Origin of the sequence: Paenibacillus sp. O199 (assembly GCF_001636635.1) — a bacterium.
GTDB lineage: Bacteria > Bacillota > Bacilli > Paenibacillales > Paenibacillaceae > Paenibacillus > Paenibacillus marchantiae.
Genome location: NZ_LGRP01000033.1, coordinates 28,888 through 51,073, shown reverse-complemented (window position 1 = coordinate 51,073; position 22,186 = coordinate 28,888). Strand labels below are relative to the sequence as shown.

General features: G+C 47.0%; 20 protein-coding genes and 1 other RNA gene. 2 read left to right on the top strand and 19 right to left on the bottom strand.

Translation table 11 applies throughout. From position 1 onward, the window contains the following. Positions 1 to 333 precede the first annotated feature (333 nt). The 14 genes from A6049_RS27575 to rpoE all read right to left on the bottom strand — a co-directional run bounded on the left by A6049_RS27575 (position 334) and on the right by rpoE (position 13,824). Positions 334 to 603, bottom strand: coding sequence for a pro-sigmaK processing inhibitor BofA family protein (locus A6049_RS27575; RefSeq protein ID WP_063567659.1), 270 nt, complete (start codon positions 601 to 603; stop codon positions 334 to 336). 38 nt (positions 604 to 641) lie between these two features. Beyond that, complete coding sequence (locus A6049_RS27570; protein WP_079697741.1) at positions 642 to 869, bottom strand: DUF2508 family protein; 228 nt, start codon at positions 867 to 869, stop codon at positions 642 to 644. Positions 870 to 1,213: 344 nt separating this feature from the next. After that, positions 1,214 to 1,813 carry a recombination mediator RecR gene (gene recR, locus A6049_RS27565; RefSeq protein ID WP_063567657.1) on the bottom strand — a complete coding sequence of 200 codons (600 nt, stop codon included), beginning with the start codon at positions 1,811 to 1,813 and terminating at the stop codon, positions 1,214 to 1,216. 34 nt (positions 1,814 to 1,847) lie between these two features. Further along, on the bottom strand, positions 1,848 to 2,159 hold the full coding sequence (locus A6049_RS27560; protein WP_024628773.1) for a YbaB/EbfC family nucleoid-associated protein: 312 nt from the start codon (positions 2,157 to 2,159) through the stop codon (positions 1,848 to 1,850). A 47-nt stretch (positions 2,160 to 2,206) separates the two neighbouring features. Then, positions 2,207 to 3,967 carry a DNA polymerase III subunit gamma/tau gene (dnaX, locus tag A6049_RS27555; RefSeq protein WP_063567656.1) on the bottom strand — a complete coding sequence of 587 codons (1,761 nt, stop codon included), beginning with the start codon at positions 3,965 to 3,967 and terminating at the stop codon, positions 2,207 to 2,209. A gap of 173 nt (positions 3,968 to 4,140) precedes the next feature. Continuing rightward, positions 4,141 to 4,408, bottom strand: an RNA gene (gene ffs, locus A6049_RS27550) — signal recognition particle sRNA large type. Between the two features lie 149 nt (positions 4,409 to 4,557). Then, positions 4,558 to 4,755, bottom strand: coding sequence for a 50S ribosomal protein L31 (gene rpmE / locus A6049_RS27545; protein WP_024628775.1), 198 nt, complete (start codon positions 4,753 to 4,755; stop codon positions 4,558 to 4,560). 103 nt (positions 4,756 to 4,858) lie between these two features. Then, positions 4,859 to 6,133, bottom strand: a complete 1,275-nt coding sequence (locus tag A6049_RS27540; protein ID WP_063567655.1) for a radical SAM family protein — start codon at positions 6,131 to 6,133, stop codon at positions 4,859 to 4,861. Positions 6,134 to 6,231: 98 nt separating this feature from the next. Continuing rightward, positions 6,232 to 7,557, bottom strand: coding sequence for a transcription termination factor Rho (gene rho, locus A6049_RS27535; RefSeq protein ID WP_063567654.1), 1,326 nt, complete (start codon positions 7,555 to 7,557; stop codon positions 6,232 to 6,234). 469 nt (positions 7,558 to 8,026) lie between these two features. Next, positions 8,027 to 9,280, bottom strand: a complete 1,254-nt coding sequence (locus A6049_RS27530) for a UDP-N-acetylglucosamine 1-carboxyvinyltransferase (RefSeq protein WP_063567653.1) — start codon at positions 9,278 to 9,280, stop codon at positions 8,027 to 8,029. Positions 9,281 to 9,429: 149 nt separating this feature from the next. Next, positions 9,430 to 10,284, bottom strand: a complete 855-nt coding sequence (fba, locus tag A6049_RS27525; protein WP_063567652.1) for a class II fructose-1,6-bisphosphate aldolase — start codon at positions 10,282 to 10,284, stop codon at positions 9,430 to 9,432. Between the two features lie 260 nt (positions 10,285 to 10,544). Then, positions 10,545 to 10,931: a response regulator gene (locus A6049_RS27520; protein ID WP_024628781.1), complete on the bottom strand. Its 387-nt coding sequence runs from the start codon at positions 10,929 to 10,931 to the stop codon at positions 10,545 to 10,547. Between the two features lie 220 nt (positions 10,932 to 11,151). Next, positions 11,152 to 12,756: a CTP synthase gene (locus tag A6049_RS27515; protein WP_063567651.1), complete on the bottom strand. Its 1,605-nt coding sequence runs from the start codon at positions 12,754 to 12,756 to the stop codon at positions 11,152 to 11,154. Between the two features lie 492 nt (positions 12,757 to 13,248). After that, a complete protein-coding gene (gene rpoE, locus A6049_RS27510; RefSeq protein WP_063567650.1) occupies positions 13,249 to 13,824 on the bottom strand; it encodes a DNA-directed RNA polymerase subunit delta in 576 nt (191 codons plus the stop codon). A gap of 463 nt (positions 13,825 to 14,287) precedes the next feature. Between rpoE and A6049_RS27500 the strand changes: the two genes are divergently transcribed. Both A6049_RS27500 and A6049_RS27495 read left to right on the top strand, forming a co-directional pair. After that, a complete protein-coding gene (locus A6049_RS27500) occupies positions 14,288 to 15,442 on the top strand; it encodes a S8 family peptidase (RefSeq protein ID WP_063567648.1) in 1,155 nt (384 codons plus the stop codon). 30 nt (positions 15,443 to 15,472) lie between these two features. Beyond that, the gene (locus A6049_RS27495) at positions 15,473 to 15,661 is read left to right on the top strand and encodes a hypothetical protein (RefSeq protein ID WP_063567647.1); all 189 of its coding nucleotides are present in this window, start codon (positions 15,473 to 15,475) and stop codon (positions 15,659 to 15,661) included. Between the two features lie 27 nt (positions 15,662 to 15,688). Here A6049_RS27495 and argS read toward each other — a convergent pair whose 3' ends face one another. The 5 genes from argS to A6049_RS27475 form a co-directional block, all read right to left on the bottom strand. Next, entirely contained in the window at positions 15,689 to 17,368 is a 1,680-nt protein-coding gene (gene argS, locus A6049_RS27490; RefSeq protein ID WP_063567646.1) for an arginine--tRNA ligase, read from the bottom strand. Continuing rightward, positions 17,365 to 17,790 (bottom strand): YwiB family protein, encoded by a 426-nt coding sequence (locus A6049_RS27485; RefSeq protein WP_063567645.1) that lies wholly within the window; start codon positions 17,788 to 17,790, stop codon positions 17,365 to 17,367. Before A6049_RS27485 ends, argS begins: the two co-directional genes overlap by 4 nt. 265 nt (positions 17,791 to 18,055) lie before the next feature. Next, positions 18,056 to 18,337: a DUF6171 family protein gene (locus tag A6049_RS32800; protein ID WP_240321565.1), complete on the bottom strand. Its 282-nt coding sequence runs from the start codon at positions 18,335 to 18,337 to the stop codon at positions 18,056 to 18,058. 16 nt (positions 18,338 to 18,353) lie between these two features. Beyond that, positions 18,354 to 19,835, bottom strand: coding sequence for an alpha-N-arabinofuranosidase (locus A6049_RS27480; RefSeq protein WP_063567644.1), 1,482 nt, complete (start codon positions 19,833 to 19,835; stop codon positions 18,354 to 18,356). 216 nt (positions 19,836 to 20,051) lie between these two features. Continuing rightward, positions 20,052 to 21,239 (bottom strand): WD40/YVTN/BNR-like repeat-containing protein, encoded by a 1,188-nt coding sequence (locus tag A6049_RS27475; protein WP_063567643.1) that lies wholly within the window; start codon positions 21,237 to 21,239, stop codon positions 20,052 to 20,054. Positions 21,240 to 22,186: the final 947 nt, after the last annotated feature.

The following is a 22,186-nucleotide window of genomic DNA, read 5'->3' as shown; positions in this document are numbered from 1 at the left end:
TTGAAACTGACGAGATTAAAAATCTCATTTATGCTCCAGTCGATTCAAGCCAAGGCTTGTCTCGAACTTTCGCGTTCATTCTGCAAGCAGAATGTTTACTCACTCGTTGTTCAGTTTTCAAAGATCAAACTTGATAATTTTCTTGCTTTTTCGTCACCATTTTCTCTCAGCGGCGACTTTTATAATATATCATACTTCGTTTGTTTCAGTCAAGCTTTTTTTGAAATTCTTTTTTTCGAGTTCTTATCGAACTCAGTCATTTCGTCAAAAGCATTTAACCAAGCAAGCAAAGCAACGAGATATAATGTACCATATAAATATCGAAGGAGTCAACTACCCAAACAAAGAAATTTTCAAACCCAATAATAAACCAACACCCGGCAACCCTAAAATGCTCACAGTACCTATTGTAGCAGGGTTCAGTGGAATGTAAGTTCCGGTGATCCACCCTGAATAGTTAACTACATATATCCCTACCGCAGCCAGCACCAGATGAATACCGAATGATGTAAAAAATGATAACCCAATCCGTTTTCTAAACAAGATGATTATCAACCCTAGTAACGACACAACAAGCACACTGCCTAATATAAGACTCTTCATACTCTCAACACCTCCATAATTGAATGTCACACCTCCGCCTACATGCTCACTCCTCGATCACCTATAACTGCCTTATTAATCCCTACACGTTTAGCGCGCTTCAAATGAATCTGATATTTACGCTCCGCGGCCTCCAGCACATAGATCGCATAATCGATTTCATCCTGCCCCTGTGCCTCTTCAAACTGTCTAACAGCCCGTTCCCACTCTGCCTTAGCTTTCTGTATATCTGAATAAATCTGGTCCTCTTCCATCTCCTTTAGCATTCTTTCGCGCTTCTCCACCGATCTCCCTACATTTCGCCATGTAAACATAAGCCATCCCCTTCCTGATCAGCACAGCATATTCTCATACATATCAGGGAAAGGACAAACTTAGAACTGAGCTAAATAAATTAATGAATCGTTTTTTAATCTCAACGACATTCTATGGATTAATAACCATACATCAGTAGAAATGAGAGACTTCACATTTAGGCAACGTTAAAAAGAGTATTAAAACAAAAAAAAGAGAGCCTAGTAGGCTCTCTAAGTAATCCAAACTCATCTATTCTTTTCTTTTAGGAAATCAATCATTATAAGCGCATGCTCTCATTAAGAAACACGCACTGCTATTTCATCTCCCTGCGCCCTTCCAGCGCCTTGGAAAGAGTCACTTCATCCGCATACTCCAGGTCGCCCCCAACAGGCAATCCATGGGCAATCCGAGTCACCGAGATCTCAAACGGACGGACCAGACGGGAAATATACATCGCCGTGGCCTCACCTTCGATATTCGGATTTGTAGCCAGAATCAGTTCTTTAACTCGCTCATCGCTTAAACGGGTCAAAAGTTCCTTCAGACGGATATCATCCGGACCTATTCCCTCCATAGGAGAGATTGCGCCTTGCAGCACATGATAGTATCCGTCAAATTCCTTGGTACGCTCCATAGCCACCAAATCCTTGGAATCCTGAACTACACAGATTACCGAGACATCCCTGGATTTGTCCTGACAGATCCGACACGGGTCAGTATCCGTAATATTACAACACACCGAACAGTAATGAAGATTCCGCTTCACACTGACGAGTGCTTTGGCAAAGTCAATAACGTCATCTTCCTTCATTTTAAGCACATGAAAAGCTAGTCGCGCCGCAGTCTTGGGGCCAACACCCGGCAAACGGGTGAAGGCGTCAATCAGCTTCGCTATCGGTTCGGGATAATACAATCGATTGCGTCTCCTTTGATAGGATCAAATTTAATTAAAATAATCCCGGAATTTTCATACCGCCTGTGAATTTACCCATATCCTGGTTCGCAATTTCATCAGCTTTGGTCATTGCGTCATTGACTGCTGTCATAACCAGATCCTGCAGCATTTCTACATCCTCTGGATCAACCGCTTCTGGCTTGATAGTGATAGCCAGCAATTTCTTATGTCCGTTAACTTCAGCAGTTACAACACCGCCACCAGAAGTACCTTGGACTGTTTTGTCCGCCAGTTCCTCCTGTGCCTTCAGCATTTGCTCCTGCATTTTCTTCACTTGTTTCATCATTTGGTTCATGTTGTTCATGATATTCATCTCCTTTGTTATAGTTATCGCGCCAGGCGCATGTATATCTATTCTTTGATCACTACAAGGTCCTCACCAAAGAGCTGGATAGCTTCATCAATCCAAGGCTGCTTGTTGCCTGAACCGCCGTCTTCATGCTCAGGTTCAAGCTTAAAGTCCTCCTTTGGCGTTTCAGTAGCCCCTTCCATCGCTCCAGTCCAATCTTTGAGCATCATCGTCACAAGACGCGCTGAACGTCCAAGCTGTTCAGACAATACCCGTTCAATCACTTCACGATTAGCCTGCTTCTCCGTAGTTTCACGGTGGATGTTGTTCTTAAACGCCACCAGAACATTGTCTTCCAGCAGCGATACCGGTTCACCATCCATAAACCAGGCGTGAACGGTTACTTTCTCTTCTTTGACGCGCTGCAGGATCTGCCCCCACTTCTTGCTAACCTCCGCAAACTCAGGAGATCCCTTACGTGCAACGTACTGATCAAGCTGTGCAGGCAGCTTCGCTGGCGAATTGCCTCTCGACACTGGAGCTCGTGTTGCCGGGCGTGAAGGAGCACTTGATGCAGCCTCCCCACCAGACAAACCGCCCTTAAGCGCGCGATCCAGCTTTTTCTCCAGTTCAGCAAGCTGTTGCTTCAGTCGGTTGATCTCCCCGCCATCCGCTGGCGCGGATACAGCAGGAGCAGCGCCGGCCGAACCCGCCATCTGACCCGATGACGCCCCTTGAGTAGGAATACTGCACAGTTTAAGGAGAGCTACTTCAAACAGCGTCTGCGGCTGAACTGCATATTTCATCTCACTCTGGTACCGGTTAAGAGTATCAATCATCTGGAACAGCTGTTCCTTGGTGAATGATTCCGCCATATCACGGAACGACTCGGGATTAAGCACCCGATCCGTCAGTTTATCTGCATCCGGCACCATCTTAATCATAAGCAAATCACGGAAATAATAAAGCAAATTTTCCATGCACTTGTCCGCACTCTTACCTTCATGCATGAACCCTTCGATCATTTGCAAAATATGACCTACATCGCCTTTGAGCAGAGAAGCAGCCAACTTTGCAAACTGTTCGGAAGGAATGCCTCCGGTCATATCCATAACTTGCTGATAGGTTACCCTTCCATCTGTATAGGAGGAGATCTGATCCAGGACACTGAGTGCGTCCCTCATCCCTCCGTCAGACAGACGAGCAATATACTGGAGTGCGTCCTGATCAGCTTCCATACCTTCCTGTTCACAGATCAGCGTAAGTCGTGCTGTCTGTTCTTCCAGGGACACCCGGCGAAAATCAAATCGCTGACAGCGAGAAATAATCGTTGCCGGAAGACGATGGGGTTCTGTTGTTGCCAAAATAAACATCACATGTGGCGGAGGCTCTTCCAATGTTTTGAGTAGCGCATTGAATGCCTCTGTCGTCAGCATGTGCACTTCGTCAATAATATACACTTTCTGCCGGACTTCAGTCGGGGCGTATTTCACCTTTTCCCGAAGATCGCGGATTTCTTCAACGCCACGGTTGGATGCGGCATCAATTTCCTGCACATCCATCACAGCGCCAGTCGTAATCCTGCGGCAAGCTTCACATTCGTTACAAGGCTCAGGCGCAGGCCCGCGCTCGCAGTTTACAGCTTTGGCCAAAATCTTGGCAGCACTCGTCTTCCCTGTTCCTCTGGGCCCGCTAAACAAGTAGGCATGGGAAGTCCGCTGTTCACGAATCGCGTTCTGCAAGGTCTGAATAATATGCTGTTGTCCCACCATATCTTGAAACGACTGGGGACGCCAAGCCCGGTATAACGCGATATGCTCCATGATGCGTTACCTTCCTTCCACTTCGCATTCGAGTCCTTTGTCGTTCCCCCATTATACTATATTCCGGGGTGAATCCAAACTTTATCTGACTCATCATGCATGGTTTTTTTAGACATATCAAAAAGACCTCTGCATACGTACAACTGCAAAGGTCTCTACATTTAAATGGTAAGCCGTGCACCTGCTATCGATATTTGCGATCCAAGCGGCACCCCTTAACAACAGCTCGGGCTAGGCGATCCTCCGGCACAAGAGTGATCTCACTTATGGCTGCTTCCTTCCGGACCTGACCAGGTTCATGAGTACTCATTGCGGAGGACCCAACCGTCAACACCACGTTAAGGGACCAAACCTCACATCGACAAAACCTCTAGCAGGAATTCAACCTCGCTGTAGCGGATTGCGAGTTACAGGGCACCGCTACCTCCCCATCTAGCACGGTAAGAAATAGTATAACTTAAGGTTGTCTAAATTGCAACCAGAGCGAAAAGAGCAGCAATACAATCACATAAAAACATATAAAAACCCCTGCCGGAACGGCAGAGGTGATTTGGATGTAATAGTCAGACAATTCCCAGGGAATTGCTGAATTAGATTCCGTATTTTTTCTTGAAACGATCAACACGGCCGCCAGCATCGATAAACTTCTGTTTACCTGTGAAGAACGGGTGGCACGCAGAGCAAATCTCTACACGAAGTCCGTCTTTAACCGAACCAGTCTCAAAAGTATTCCCGCAAGCGCAAGATACTTGACCAATCGTGTATTTAGGATGAATTGCTGCTTTCATTACCTTTCACCTCTTTCCGCCCTGAGCCTCAAGCGGACCCAGAGTAAATGGCACAACATCGAAGATTATAACACGGCCTAATGCCGGTTGCAATCCATTATTGTCATGAGGTGATCAGACGTTTCGGACGCGCCATTCCAGCTGGGGGAACGTGCGTGTATGAGCCGATAACGACATCAGGCAGCTCTTCCTCAAAGATCTCCATCATTTGCTTCATGCCCAAAATATCACCTTGAGCCGGAGGAATCAATTCCAGATAGCTCTCAGGGTCTATATTAAGATTACGCATTTGAATAAGACGCAAATCGGTTCTGCGAGCAAACTCAATCATCGCTTCAATCTCTTCCTCACGATCCGTTACTCCCGGGAAGATCAAATAGTTGATCGACGTATATACACCCTGGGAAGCAGCGTATTTCATCGATTTTTCTACATTGGCCAGTGTATATCCACGAGGTTTGTAGTATGCATTATAGTGGTCATCCAGTGCGCTGATTGTACTTACACGCATTAGATCAAGCCCAGCATCAACAATACCTCTCATGTGATCATTCAAACCGGCATTGGTGTTAATGTTAATATATCCCATATCAGTAATGGAACGCACTTCGCGGATGGCTTCAATAATCAATTTGGCCTGTGTGGAAGGCTCCCCTTCACAACCTTGACCAAAGCTGATAATCGATTCCGGCGTTTTCAAGTGCTCCAGCATTACTTCAACGATTTCGTCTACACGCGGACGGAAATTCATCCGGGTCTGCGGGGAAACGAAGCCACTGTCATCCGGTTGCTCGGAAATACATCCGAAACAGCCTGCGTTGCAGGAATAGGATACTGGAACTCCGCCTTCCCAACGATTCAGGAAGGTATTGGAAGAAGTCAGACATTCATACCCGAGCGCACAATTGGACAAATGGGTATAGAGACGATTTTCGGGATATTGCTTCGTTAAACGTTTAACACCCGCACGTACGTCATCCCGATCACAGTTCAGTGGGTTCCATTTATCCGGATGATCTGACATCCGGGCAGTGACGTAAAACTGACCATCTTTCCAAACAACAGCCGAGTAACCGAACAAAGGCAGTTTGTACTCCTTATCCGTTTTTACATACCCCGGCAGACACAACCGAGTGAATCCTTGCGGAAGCAAAGCTCCAACCGCCTGTGTATCACTAGGCATTGGCAGCATTTCGCCAGTATCCGGGTCCATACCAATCGGACGTGTACTCGGCAGTCCAACCAGCGTTGCACCTTCCGGCAAAGGAATCAGCTCATCCTCCATAATTTCGACGATCATATCTCCACTGCGGGCCAGCCCGTACAGGGAAGGGTGATCAAATACATTACCTTTTTCATCTGCGTATACTAAATACATGATGTTCTCCTCACATCTAATGGGTTAAAGCCAAACGACGAGTATATTGTTAATCAACAGCAGCGCTGCAAAAATTGAGTTAAATCAACGACGTAATGCTAGGTAGTTGTACCGGACGCCGCAGTCTGTCTTGGCGAACGTCGAGTCGTAGTCGTTCCGGAGTTGCTGGTCTGACTGCTGCCAGCTGTATCAAATGCCGCTAGGAACTCAGCATTCGTTTTGCTATTACGCAGTTTCTTCAAGAAACCTTCGACAAAGTCGTGGGAATCGTTCATGTTTTTACGAATCGCCCAGATTGTATCAAGTTCTTCCTTGCTCAGCAACACTTCTTCGCGACGTGTACCGGAACGACGAATGTCGATAGCCGGGAAGATACGACGCTCTGCCAGCTTGCGATCCAGATGAAGCTCCATATTGCCCGTACCTTTAAATTCTTCATAAATGATATCATCCATACGTGAGCCCGTATCAATCAAAGCTGTAGCCAGGATCGTCAGACTTCCACCCTCTTCTACATTCCGAGCAGAACCGAAGAAACGTTTCGGACGATGGAATGCTGCCGGGTCAATACCGCCACTAAGTGTCCGTCCGGACGGTGGGATGACCAGGTTGTATGCACGAGCAAGACGCGTAATGCTATCCAGCAAAATAACGACATCTTTTTTTGCTTCAACCAGACGGAGCGCACGTTCCAGCACCAATTCCGCAACTTTGATATGGTTTTCTGGCAGCTCATCGAACGTAGAAGCTACAACTTCCCCTTTAACCGAACGCGACATATCCGTAACTTCTTCCGGACGTTCATCAATCAACAGGACAAATAGTTCAATTTCTGGGTTGTTGGTTGAGATGCTGTTGGCGATTTCTTTGAGGAGAAGTGTTTTACCCGCTTTGGGAGGTGCTACGATCAATCCGCGCTGTCCCAGTCCTACCGGGGCGAGTACATCCATAATGCGTGTGGACAAATGGCTGGGGGATGTTTCGAGAACCAGTTTCTTCTGCGGGTACAATGGGGTTAATGCCGGGAAGTGAAGTCTTTCCGCAGCCGCTGATGGATTCTCACCATTTACAGCGTTGACTTGCAGCAAACCGAAGTATCGCTCGTTTTCTTTAGGTGTTCTACACTTACCTGATACGAGGTCACCTGTTCTTAGGTCAAACTTGCGAATCTGTGAGGCTGAGATGTAGATGTCTTCCGTACTTGGCAGGTAATTGATCGGACGAAGGAATCCGTAGCCTTCAGGTAGAATTTCGAGCACACCCTGCATGAACATCAATCCACTCTGTTCAGCTTGTGCACGTAATATAGCGAAGATCAATTCTTTCTTTTTTAAAGTGCCGTAGTATGGAATTTGATATTTTTTGGCCAGTTTGTAGAGGTCCGTTAGTTTCATTTCTTCCAAATCGGAAATTTGTAGATCCATATAATAACCACCTATTCAATTAATAAGTCCGTGAAATGGATAGTTTCGCTTGATGTTCCGGCTATAAGAGCAGCATCGTTCTGCATTTCTCTTCTGTCCATTGTACGGAATGTAACCGTTATAATGCAAATACTTGTCTTTGAGTGTAAGTTTCCGGGCGGGATGGCCAGCTTTCGGCAAGATCCGCTAGTGAGTGAACACGAATACATGAGGCGTTCGATCCGGGCAGACCGGCTATGGAGCGCAGTTCAAACAAAACCGGGGTTTGGGGAAAAGGAAATGATGTTCTTAAAGCCATATGAAGTCTGACTCAAAAAAAGACCCTCCGGTAAAGGAAACAGGAACATTTCGTCTTATCCCGGAGAGACTGAGAACTCTATTAAAACAGGTTTACCCAATTACTGAAAGGATATGCAGTTCTGTAAAAATAATCACTTTAATACCGTAAAACTCGTCATACAATACAGAATTAATCGGTTTCTCGCCACACATCTGCACCTAGCAGACGTAGATTGGTTACTAGATGATCGTACCCGCGATCGATAAACTCCACGCCTGTCACTTCGGTCACACCTTCACTGACGGTGAGACCTGCGATCACCAGCGCTGCACCAGCGCGAAGATCGGATGCTTTTACCTTGGCCGCATTCAATGCACTGCCTTCAATAATAGCTGAACGCCCTTCCACACGGATTTTGGCGCCCATGCGTACCAACTCAGGAACGTGCTTGAATCGATTGCTATATACAAAGTCGCTCAGGACACTCACACCCGTTGCCTGTGTCAACACACTGGTCATCGGGGACTGCAAATCCGTCGGAAAACCGGGATATACGAGCGCCTTAACGTCTACATGATTGTAGCTCGGTTTGCCAATGACACGAATACTTTCATCCAGCTCCTCAATACCAACGCCCATCTCCAGTAACTTTGCCGTCAAAGCCTCCAGATGTTTGGGAATGACATTGTCAATCAGAACGTCGCCACGCGTTGCAGCCGCAGCGATCATATACGTGCCTGCTTGTATACGGTCCGGAATGATGGAATGACGGCAACCCTTAAGCTCCGACACACCTTCAATACGGATCGTTTCGGTACCGGCACCCTTGATGCTGGCACCCATTGAATTCAAAAGTGTTGCTACATCTATAATCTCAGGCTCTTTAGCCGCGTTTTCGATAATTGTAGAGCCTTTGGCACGAGTAGCCGCCAGCATGATGTTAATGGTTGCACCTACACTGCTTACATCAAGATAAATCTTTGCTCCGCGTAGCTCTTTGGCATGCAAATGAATGGAGCCGTGTTCGTTTGTTACCGTTGCGCCAAGCGCTTCAAACCCTTTGATATGTTGATCAATCGGACGAGGCTCAAAGTTGCAGCCCCCGGGTAAACCAATGGTTGCTTCTTTAAAACGCCCAAGCAATGCTCCCATCATATAATACGAAGCACGGAGCTTCTTCACGGGACCATTCGGCATAGGAATGGATTTAATGTCGGAAGGATCGATCTTCATCTGACTGCCTTCCCAATGTACACGAGCCCCGAGTTCCTCCAAAATTTCTGCATAAACCGCCACGTCACTCAAAAGCGGCAGATTGTCCAGCACGACTTCTGACTCGGCAAGCAATGCTGCAGGAATAAGCGCGATGGCGCTGTTCTTGGCGCCGCTTATAGTTACAGTTCCCTGTAACGGACGTCCGCCACTAATCATCAATTTTTCCATAAAGCTTAATGTCCCCCTACGTGTTTTGCAGCCGGTTAACGGCAATACGTGCTGTTGGCTTTCGATGTAGAAATAAGGCGTGAAAATGGAAAGACACCGGCTAGGCGGTGTTCTTTCCACTTACACAGTATGGAACTGGTAAAGACAAATTACGCTTTGTTGTTGGAACCAAACTCGCGAATTTTACCTTTAACGGTTTCTTTGATTGCATCACGGCCTGGTACGATGAATGTACGTGGATCGTAAGCATCTGGTTTAGCTGCAAGCACTTCGCGAACCACTTTGGAGAACGAAATTTGGTTCTCAGTGTTCACGTTGATTTTGGAAGTTCCCAGGGAAATGGCTTTGTCGATATCATGTTTAGGGATACCTGTACCACCATGCAGTACCAGTGGAACGTTAACTGCATCGCGAACTTCTTCCATTTCTTTGAAGCCCAAGTTAGGCTCGCCATGGTAAGGACCGTGTACGGAACCAAGAGCTGGAGCCAATGTGTCGATACCTGTTTCTTTAACGATACGTACACACTCGTTCAGGTCAGCGTACATGATACCACCGATAACGTCGTCTTCTTGTCCACCAACAGTACCTACTTCGGCTTCTACAGAAACGCCTTTAGCGTGTGCATATTCAACAACTTTTTTAGTCATTTCGATGTTTTCATCGATGGAGTGGTGGGAACCGTCGATCATTACGGATGTAAATCCAGCATCGATCGCTTCTTTACACTTATCAAAGCTGGAACCGTGATCCAAGTGAATAGCAACTGGAACGGTGATTTTCATGTCGTGAATGAGTCCTTCTACTATTTTAACTACTGTGTAGAAACCGCTCATGTGACGTGCTGCGCCTTCGGATACGCCCAAGATTACTGGGGATTTCTCTTCTTCTGCTGCAGCAAGAATCGCTTGAGTCCACTCAAGGTTATTGATGTTGTATTGACCAACTGCATATTTTCCTTCGAGTGCTTTGTTCAACATGTCTGTCATAGATACTAATGGCATGGTTTCAATCCTCCTAGGGGTGTTGGGTTGTGTCTATGGTTTTTAGCCGAAATCACATACGGGCTTATTATACCACATCCCATGTCAAATACTAAACAAGCATTTGCAAAAATGCTGTGCTTTGCAGCACAGTTTTCATAGACACAGCATGATGACGTCCCCATTTCCAATATTCCCCGGATGCCTGACTGAAATACCCTGTAAGCCCACCTGTAAACTCTCACAGCTTCACACGCAAAAAAATCCTGTATCTACAGGATTCAGCTGCACTTATTTGCAGTATCATTTCGAAGCTGCATATTGACTGCTACTCGCATCTCATCGATATCAAACGGTTTCGTAAAGTGCATGAGCGCTCCAAGATCGGTAGCTTCTTTGATCATGTCCAGTTCACCATAGGCCGTCATCATGATGACTTTGATATCCGGATCAATTTCCTTAATATGTTTCAGAATTTCTAGGCCATCCATGCCAGGAATCTTCATATCAAGCAGCACAAGATCAGGTTTGTCATTATTTACTATCTCCAGGGCGATCTTCCCATTAGGCGCTTGGAACGTATTATATCCTTCGCTGCTGAACACTTCCATTAACAGGATTCGAATACCGTTTTGGTCATCAACAATCAACACTTTTTTATTTTCCACTAAGTAACCTCCTAGAATTAGGAAAGCATGTACGTCTGAATCTGGATAACAATCCCATAGTCGTCATGATAAGTATTCTACCTTACCCATTGAAATCCTGCTTACATCCCAAAATGCCAAAAACCATTTTCGCTCATCTCGATGCACTAAAAAAGGATGTCCCCAGCACCCTTATCGGCTGCCAAGAACATCCATTTATTTATAGCTTAATGATCAACACTTATTTTCCAGCGCTCTCCAGAGAAGCTTTTACAAACTCACGGAACAATGGCTGCGGACGGTTCGGACGGGAAGTGAATTCCGGGTGGAATTGTACTGCCAGGAACCACGGGTGTCCTGGAAGCTCCACGATCTCAACAAGACGTCCATCCGGGGATGTACCCGAGATAACCAGACCGGCTTTTTCGATCGCTTCACGGTATTCATTGTTGAACTCGTACCGGTGACGGTGTCTCTCATAGACCAATTCATCATCATAACAAGACATTGCCAGGGAACCTTCCTGAAGCTTACAAGGATACAGACCCAGACGCATTGTACCACCCAGGTTTTCGATGTCTTTTTGTTCAGGCAACAGGTCGATCACCGGGAACTCTGTAGCTGGATTGATCTCGGAGCTATTTGCTCCATTCAAACCAACGATGGAACGTGCATATTCAATAACAGAAACCTGCATACCCAGGCAAATACCGAAGAACGGAATTTGTTTCTCACGGGCATAACGAATCGCAGATACTTTACCTTCAATACCCCGATCACCAAATCCGCCTGGAACGAGGATTCCGCCTACGCCGTGCAGCAGATCGCCCACATTCTCATCGGTGATATCTTCGGAGTGAATCCAGCGGATCTTGACATCTGCATTGGATGCAAATCCTGCATGAGACAAGGATTCAACAACACTCAAATAAGCATCATGCAATGCCACATATTTACCTACAATGGCAATCTCCACTGTATGCTTCAGCTTATTGATACGGTCAACCAGCCCTTCCCACTCGCTCATATCCGGTGCAGGAGTAGTCAGCTTCAGGTGGTTTACCACGATCTCATCCAAACCTTCTTCACGCAGGTTCAAAGGCACTTGGTACAATGTGTCTGCATCACGGCATTCCACCACGGCATTTTCATCAATGTCACAGAAGAGAGCGATTTTGGCTTTCATGTCTTTGGACAGCTCATACTCTGTACGGCATACAATGACATTCGGCTGAATACCGATGCTGCGCAATTCCTTCACGCTGTGCTGCGTTGGTTTGGTTTTCACTTCTCCGGCAGCCTTGATGTAAGGAATAAGTGTTACATGGATGTACATCACGTTGTCACGACCTACATCACTCTTGATTTGACGAATAGCTTCCAGGAACGGCAAGCTCTCGATGTCACCTACCGTACCGCCGATCTCCGTAATGACAACATCCGAACCCGCTTCACGTCCTGCGCGGAATACGCGCTCTTTGATCTCGTTCGTAATGTGTGGAATGACTTGTACCGTTCCGCCCAGATATTCCCCGCGCCGCTCTTTGCTGATGACGGAGGAGTATACTTTACCAGTCGTGACGTTGCTGTTTTTGGAGAGGTTGATGTCAATAAAACGTTCATAGTGGCCAAGGTCAAGATCCGTTTCCGCGCCATCATCCGTTACAAAAACCTCACCATGCTGATAAGGACTCATTGTTCCCGGGTCGATATTGATGTATGGATCAAATTTTTGAATAGTTACCTTCAACCCTCTGTTTTTCAGCAATCTGCCCAGCGAGGCAGCCGTTATCCCTTTGCCCAGGGAGGACACAACTCCGCCCGTCACGAAAATATACTTTGTCACTGTTATTACCCTCCTAATATAAGTACAGAAATTCAGGCGATATATGGTATTATCGTAACCCGTTTCCCAGGTAATCATCGTTAAAAAGAGCAATGGCAGAAATTCCCTGCATCTGCGAACTGCTCTTTCATGCGAAGACCGTGTGTAAACAACGTTGTTCTACAGCGTAGAATGGTGCAAACCTTCCGGGAGCCAACTACCGAGCCTGTCCCTAAATAGATATCATTGCATCGATCCATTTGGTGTTTTGGATATACAAAAATAGACCACGGATTGTTGGCCGGGAGCATGCGGAATTCAAATCATTTTGCAAAATTCTGCCTCTAAAAATACAAAAAAAGTACTCCCGCAGGACGGGGCACTTTTTATAAAAAACATAAATATTTTGTCGCTCATTCATAAGCCCATGCAATAGTTTACCCGTTACCCCGTCTGCTGTCAAGGCTGACTATGCGGGGAAAACGGGTAAACTATCGATGTCAAAAATGACTGCTACTTATCGGAATCGTCGTCAAATTCACCCTCGTCTTCGGACTCTTCTTCATCGTCTTCTTCGAGGTCTTCCTCTTCCAAATCGTCATCTTCAACTAGAACTTCTTCTTCGCCATCTTCTTCGTCAAAGATGTCGTCTTCGTCATCATCATCGTCATCATCATCTTCGTCCTGATCATCATCAGAATTGTCGAAGTCTTCGTCGCTGTTGTAGCTGTCTTCCTCTTCCCCGAAGTCCTCATCTTCCAGATCATCGTCTTCATCGTTGATGATGCGCGGACGCTTCGCACCCGTCATGGTATCTTCCGATCCAGCTACCGGATACCAGCGCTTCAAGCCCCACAGACTTGTACCGACGCAAGCAAAACGGCCATCGATATTAATCTCGGTATATAACTGGGCGATAAACTCGTTGATTTCTTCATCAGTCATTCCGCGCTGTTTAGCTACCTCATTCATCAAATCACGGTAGTAATACGGCGTATTGGCCGCTTTCAGCACCATAAAGGCGAGGTCCACCAAAGGAATCTCTCTGACCTTTTCTTTATCAATTTTCAAATTGAGCGAGGTACTCACTGACAGACACTTCCTCTCACACAAAATTCACTTTATATCCCTACGAACTGGAATGTTACATATAACATATCCATTAACAAACCTAAGTAAAACCTATTTAGCCTCAAAAAGCAAGTTTTTATGTATGGATGTCTCATAATTCCAAGAAGCGACTTCAAACGAGCAATGTATAGACCCGTAAGAGACCGCTAACTCGCGGGCATATCGTCCTTTTTGCAAAAAAAGCATGATCATATAAAAAAGACGGAGTCCCCTCCGCCTTCTGACTGTATACCCTTGAAGGATCGCTCCTCACCAGGGTCCCCGCGAGAGCCCTCTAGCCCTCCATCCATCATATGTCCCTGCGCCCGTTTTGACACGAAGAGAATGTGTTTTTGTAAAAAAAGGGCAGGTTCCCCATGCGGCGGGATCAATGAATTCATAGAATACCTCAGCATGTTCATCCCGAAGGGGGCTGCCCATTATGGACTATACTGGTTTTCTACATCAATTGGTTGAAGGAATGCAACGTCCCGAACCAGAACAGGGGCGGCGGTACCTGATACGGTTCGCCAAACCGAAGCAATATGAAGCCTGCCTCGTGGAACTGTCGCGGATGAGGAATGAATTTACGGATCTTGGTATGGTACGCTCCTCCCGGCTGGCCCGCTCCATTATCGCCCCGGTGCATGACCCAGAAGAATTATCTCGCTACAGCAATGAGATTACGGTAGAAGAAGATGTATCCATCTCACTGCATGCCACCGCGCTTCACAGTAAACCGAGCAGTGCTCAGGGCATACCTTGGGGCGTCAAACAGATTCACGCTCCCAAAGTATGGTCCGTATCCACGGGACATCGAATCAAAATCGGCGTGATCGACACAGGTGCCGATTATCAACACCCGGATCTTCGCTATTCGCTGGCACGCGGAATCAATCTGTTAAACCGCAGTCTGCTTCCTCATGATGATAACGGTCATGGCACCCATATTGCCGGAACCATTGCCGCAGCTAACAGTACGGCAGGTATGATTGGCGTAGCCCCTCGCTCCCTGATCTATCCGGTGAAGGCATTCGACCATAATGGTTCGGCCTTCGTGTCAGACATTGTGCTTGGCATCGATTGGTGTGTACGCAATCGGGTCGATATTATCAATATGAGCTTTGGCATGAAAACGCGTAGCAAAGCATTGCTTGATGTCGTGAACCGTGCCCATCAAGCCGGAATTGTCATTGTTGCTTCATCAGGAAATGACGGCAAACGCCGCAGCATTGATTATCCGGCACGTTATCCGCAAACGATATCGGTTGGGGCAACCGACAAAAACCGGCGGATCGCCTCGTTTAGTAACCGAGGTGCATACGTTGATGTATATGCGCCAGGGGACAAAATTGTTTCATCCTGGGTGCAAGGCAAGCACCATGAGATGAGCGGTACCTCCATGGCGACATCGCACGTCAGTGGCGCCATAGCGCTCTTGCTTGCGAAGCATCCAGGCCTGTCGCCAGCCGAGATCAAAACGCTCGTAAAGCGCGCGACCGTTCCGCTGCGCGCACGCAAGACAACCACCGCGAAGAGCAAAATACGCGGTGGCGAGATTGACGCCCTCAAGCTGATGCAGGAGGGCGGAGGGTAAACAGCGCTGCCTGCCGCAGGGAGCCGTTCCGTGAAGCATTCGCTAAGCGCAGCACTGCTGCGCGGTGTGATGCTTCACGGTGATTGCCCACAGCGGCAGGCAGCGCTGGCTCTGGGTGCCTCGGGGCCGTATGAACTCGGCCGCGGGCAAAACAAAAAGTCTCCATGTCCACGCTGGATTGCAAGCGTGGTGCATGGAGACTTTTTGCTAAAACCATAGGGCGGTTGTGCACCGCCAGGGCTTGAATTACATTTTGTCCGGTGCGGATACGCCCACCAGACGAAGCGCTGTTGCGATGACGGTGCGTACAGCACCGATCAGGGCCAGACGCGCCTGGGTTTGTCCCGCGTCTTCAGTAATGACGCGCTCTGCACGATAGTAACTGTGGAACAGGGATGCCAGTTCATATACATAACGAACAATACGATGCGGCGCATATCCCGTAGCAGCAGTCGCGATTTCTTCAGGCAGTTCACCCATTTTGCGAAGAAGGTCATATTCATGTTCCGTTGTCAGCTTCGAAAGGTCGATCTGTGCCAATGGCAACAGCTCAATGCCTTGTTCTTCTGCCTGACGGTATACGCTGCATACCCGAGCGTGAGCGTATTGTACATAGAATACAGGGTTTTCATTGGACGTCGAAATCGCAAGGTCCATGTCGAAGTCCAGATGAGAGTCCATGCTGCGCATGGTAAAGAAGTAACGAATGGCATCAATGCCTACTTCGTCCATCAGATCTTCCATCGTTACCGCCTTGCCTGTACGCTTGGACATCTTCACTTTCTCGCCATTCTGGAACAAGCTCACCATCTGTGCAATCAGCACGACCAATTTCTCAGGATCGTTGCCCAGTGCTTGCATGGCCGCTTTCATCCGTGGAATATAACCGTGGTGGTCCGCTCCCCAGATGTTAATCATCGTGTCGTATCCACGCGCATATTTATCACGGTGATAAGCAATGTCCGGCGTAAGGTACGTGTACGTGCCGTCATTTTTAATCAAAACACGCTCTTTATCGTCACCATACTGCATGGTTTTCAACCAAGTTGCTCCGTCTTGCTCATAGATTTCATTACGATCACGCAATTCGTCAAGTACACGCAACACTTCTCCGTTATCATACAGCGAAGTTTCGCTGAACCAGATGTCGAAATTGACACGGAAGCGATTCAAGTCACGTTTGATCTTGTCCAATTCTTTTTCCAAACCGAAGTCGCGGAAATAAGCTGCACGGTCACCTGGATGCATGGACAGCAAAGAATCGCCTTTCTCAGCCACTAGCTCCTTGGCGAATCCTTTGATATCCTCACCATGATAACCATCTTCCGGCATCTCTGCGTCTTGGCCAAGTTCCTGCAAATAGCGAGCTTCAATGGAACGAGACAGATTAAATACCTGATTACCCGCGTCATTAATGTAGTATTCACGTGTTACATCATATCCGGCATAGTCGAGGATGTTGCAAAGCGCATCACCCACAGCCGCTCCACGCGCATGGCCCAGATGCAGACTGCCTGTCGGGTTGGCACTGACAAACTCCATCTCGACCTTGCGCCCTTCACCAACATTGATTCTTCCATAATTCTCACCCTGCTCATGTACAAGCCCCAGCACAGGGTAGAGATAACTCTTGTCCAACTTAAAGTTAATGAATCCCGGTCCGGCAATCTCAGCCTTCTCAATTCCAGCTTCAGCCAGGTTGAGATTGGCAATAATCTCTTCTGCGATCTGGCGTGGATTACGCTTGGCAATCTTGGTCAGTTGCATAGCGGCATTGGTTGCCAAATCGCCGTGTGTTTTCTCGCGTGGTACTTCAAGGGTGATGGTCGGCAGATCCTCCTGCGTAACAATGCCAGCAGCAACAATGGCATTGCCGATGGCTGTACTTACCCGTTCGTTAATCGTATCTAATGGATTACGTGTCATGAAATTGGTTCCTCCTGTATATGCAAACTAATCGCGAAATGTCCGGATTCTTCGTCAAAGCGGTAAAAGTCGTAGCTCCACGCTGCGCGTGCGCTCAATCCCTGAATGGAAAGTTCCAGCTCCTGTGTATGCGTGGACAAGGCAAACGACATATACGGCGAGCGGTAAAAACCAGGGAGCTTGCGGTTTAACTCAAATGTTTGCTCCGATTCCACCTCACCGTGACGTATAATCTTGATGGATTGTCCGCCCAGCTTCAATGTTGTTCGGGTAATACCGCCCTCGGGGCCAGCCTGTGGCTCTTCATAACGAACATAGAGCACAGATCCCTTCAATACGGCTTCACCCTGCATTTCCTGCAGTACATCTTCACCTTCATAACGGCTGTGCAGCCGGATCTGAACCGGTCGCATGTTCGACATGAATGTTAACCTCCATTATATTCGAGGCGACGCAAAATCAGGCACGGCCGGTGAGAACAGCCCTTCCTGTATTGTTGTGCCGCTATACGCGCTCATATTCCCGGATAGCTCGCTATCCTACACTCTACTGTATAACTATATCCAGTTCACCCGCTCAATTCAAATCCAAATTCAGAGTTTTTGCCCATCAATGCCAAAAAAAGCAGAGCCACACTCGTAAAGTGCAGCTCTGCCTTGCTTCATTAATAAAGAAATACGTTCTGGATCAGGTCCATCGCGGCTCATATGGAAATGGACAGGTCGACTCTACCAACTTGGCGCGCACCTGTACGAGACAGCCACAATAGCGGCAGGTCGTACCGTATTGTAATCCTGGACAATCAGAGCAGATGGATAAACGCCGCTCATATTCAGCATCATCGACGACCGGACGTGAGCGTGAGACCAGCTCCACGAGCCGGGCCATCTTGGCTTCACTAATTTTCACATCATATTGATCGTTACATCCCTTGCATGGCTCCCGTTTCCCAGCACTTCTACTCTGCACGGATGAATCCATCTGATCAAGCCTTTATAGCGACCACTCCAACCGAGGCCGGAGGCAGTACAAAACGCAGTTTGTTATTTTCGAGTGTAATACCCTTCCAGTCCGCAGGTTGAACCTGATTCGGCTGTTCAAATGTGTTGAACGCACTATAATCTGCGTGATGCAGAATTCGTCCCGATACAGCAGAAGCGTTCGTTGATTCAATCTGACAAACCACTTCAAGCTCATCCGTATGACTAAGGTTACACGCCGTCACATGAATAACGCCATCATTGCTACGAGAAGCTGACAAACTAAGTTGAGGGATGGTCTCTTCCCCGAAAGTATATCCAGGGCTCTCGTAATTCAGTTCCAACCGCTGCGCGTCCATGTGCACCTGATACATATCAAACACATGATATGTAGGCGTAAGCAGCATCTTCTCTCCTTCTGTCAAGACCAACGCCTGGAGAACATTAACGATCTGGGCCAGATTGGCCATATGCACTCTTTTATTATGTTGGTTGAAAATATTCAGATTGATCCCTGCAAGTACAGCATCACGCATCGTATTTTGTTGATACAGGAACCCAGGATTAGTACCCGGCTCAACGTTATACCACGTTCCCCACTCATCCACGATAATACCGACTCTGCCCTCAGGATCATATTTATCCATAATCTCGGAGTGCTTAAAAAGTAACTCTTCCATATATAGCGTCTTTTTCAATGTAGTGAACCACTCAGCTTCTCCGAAACCTGTAGCCTGACCTTTATCTGCCCACTCACCTGTTGGAATGGTGTAATAATGCAGGCTGATTCCATCCATAAAACGACCGGCCTCCCGCATTAACACCTCCATCCAGTGATAGTTGTTGTCATTGGGACCGCAGACAATTTTATAAATTTCATTCCCGGAATAATTGCGTACATATGTAGCATAACGACGGTACTCATCTGCGTAGTATTCCGGACGCATATTACCGCCACAACCCCAGTTCTCGTTCCCCACACCAAAGTATTTCAGCTTCCATGGCTCTTCACGGCCATTGCTCTTCCGCCAGTTCGCCATCGGTGATTCCCCATCAAACGTGATGTACTCCACCCATTCCTGCATCTCCTGCACCGTACCGCTGCCCAGATTGCCGCTGATATATGGCTGCGTATCAAGTAACTCACATAGTCTCAGGAATTCATGCGTGCCGAAATGATTGTTCTCTTCTACCCCGCCCCAGTGCGTATTGATCATCCGGGCGCGCTCACTTTTTGGACCTATGCCATCTTTCCAGTGATATTCGTCGGCAAAACAACCTCCAGGCCAACGAAGTACGGGAATGTGGAGTTTTTGCAGTGCAGTAAGCACATCATTTCGGATGCCTTCCGTATTGGGGATAGGAGAGTCCTCTCCCACCCAAATGCCTTCATAGATACAGCGTCCCAGATGCTCTGAGAAATGACCGTATATATTGCGATTTATTAATCCTTGTTCTGAATCCGCCTTTAGAATAACATCAACCATTATTTCAACCTCCTCAAAAGTATTGTTACCGCTTACAATAACGTGTTTCTAAACAGGATTCAACCGTTTTTATTCAAGCAAAAACAAGCCCTTTCCGGTTTCATTTGTCCGGAAAAGACTTGTTTGTTTGGGCTGGCCTCATCAGGCCAAATTAGTTGAGATTTATACCATTTTAGATTGAAATCGCCTTAAAATTATTCCATGGCATAACGTCATTTACTCGTTTACAGCGGGCAATAACATTTTTTGCTTCCATGTTGTTCCACCATCTGTCGTCTCATAAATCGCAGGAGAATTGTCGCTTGTTACGACGAGCCAACCTGTTTTGGCAGAAGGAAACGAAATGCGGGAGCTATAACCTGGATCTTTCAGGTCGATATTTTTCCACGTGGAACCTGCATCATATGAACGTCCAATCCCCACTTTGCCCGCCGCAGGTGATCCTGCGGAGAGATAGGCCGTCTGATTACCGATCAACGCCATGTTCCCTGGGTGACCCCCTGGGTCTGCGGGGCCTTTTCCATTCCCTGTGCTGTTTGCACCTGGAGCCGGGCCACCACCTGCTGTGGATTGAGCAAAGACCTGTCTCCAATTCTTGCCCTCATTTCCACTCGCGTAGAGAGAATACGACTGCTGAGACATTCCTGCGTCGCCATACAGAAGGGCCCATACCTGGTTACCACTTGCGTATAAATCTCCACCGCTCCAAGTTGCTGAGGCTACCTTCAGCGATTGCGTCCAGTTCTTGCCGCCGTTACTTGTCTGCATGATACGGTATCCTGAACCAGGAGCCACTACAATGGCATAACCTTGCTTCTGTGTCGTGAACACAGCTCCGCGTGTATTGGCTGGTGTGGAGATCGGGCTCCATGTTGCACCGCCATCCTTCGTCAAATAAGCTCCATTATAGGTATATCCAAAGCCTTCGTTTTTATTGAGGAAATCAATTCGTTTAAACTGTATACCTTTAGTATCCATCCGTGTCCAGTGCGCACCGCCATCCGTTGAGCGGATGAGATATGTCGTTGGAGAATCCTTTACCTGTGCCAAAGCAAATCCATTCACATTATTCGGGAAATCAAGTTGTGTGAACTGCCATTGGCCTGTATAGATGGACTGCCAAGTGCAGCCAGAATTCGATGTGCCAATAAGGAAGCCTTCACCACCAGCCCGTCCGGTTGTATTGTTCAGAAAATCGATATCCGTAAATTGCAGTCGTTGGTCTTCCACACCACTGCCTTTTTTCAACGTAGCCGTTAATCCGTGATCTCCACTTCCACACGTTGGGGAGGATGCAGCGTTAGCGCCGGGTAGAGTATGTACCGGTCCCAGTCCCCAAGCCAGTGTTACTGATAGTGCGAGTGCGCCAATCCGTTTCCATGTCATTCTGCTCTTTGTTGTCATTGTGACACCTCCTTCTATGTTTTTACCCCATTTCGCAGGATTTAACGTAACAATTTGTTTATCGCGCATGACATTATTGCAATAAAAAAACCACTCATGCCCACATTTTTTATCTCATGGGCATGAGTGGTTGATCATTAATCTCTACTAAGAGCTGATTTAAATGGGATATGTCTTAAAAGCAATGATCACAAAAGTGATACTTAAAACAAGGCAAGGGGCAAAATGCAATTTATTGTATTTGAGTGTTCTGATGCTAAAGGCAATATATAGCATGGCGAGATTAGCCAGTATTAGCGTTAAATTGATGAACAAAGTCATTGTTATTATAAGATTGATGGTAAATATCATAAGTACCGCTATGAACCATTTGGGATACATACTCAATTGAGCCCGGATTGCATGCATAACAAAAACTCCTTTCCTCTATTTCCATATTATACATAAATATTAAGATAGAGTCATCCCAAATACGTGTTTTCGCTTAACGCGCGGGCGGAATCATATATACAACAAATGGTAGAGGTACGGGAACGTACGTGCTATAATCAATGTTATGGACTTTGAATAAAGGTGGATGTTTTCTTGATCACGGCGCAGCTTCCGGAAAGGGGGTGACGTCGATGATCAAACTTGTGGCGTTGCTTGATGTAATCCGATGGATTGCTGCGATCCTCAGTTTAGTGCTGAGTATCCGAAAGCTTTACCGTTGGTTGCGCAAAAAGTTTCGTAGCAAGCGAAAACCCACCTCATAAGGTTGATCGCCTGACGGTGGGTTTCGCTTGAATAGCAATATTTAGTTCATGCGCGCCGTGGCAGTCCACAGCCTTTCGGGTCCTAAGAGTCTTTACCGTTGGCGCGGTGAAGGCTCTTTTTTTAGTATATGGTCGAACCAACCACCATATACTTCACGAATGTAATATATCAATCAATATATCAATTAATAT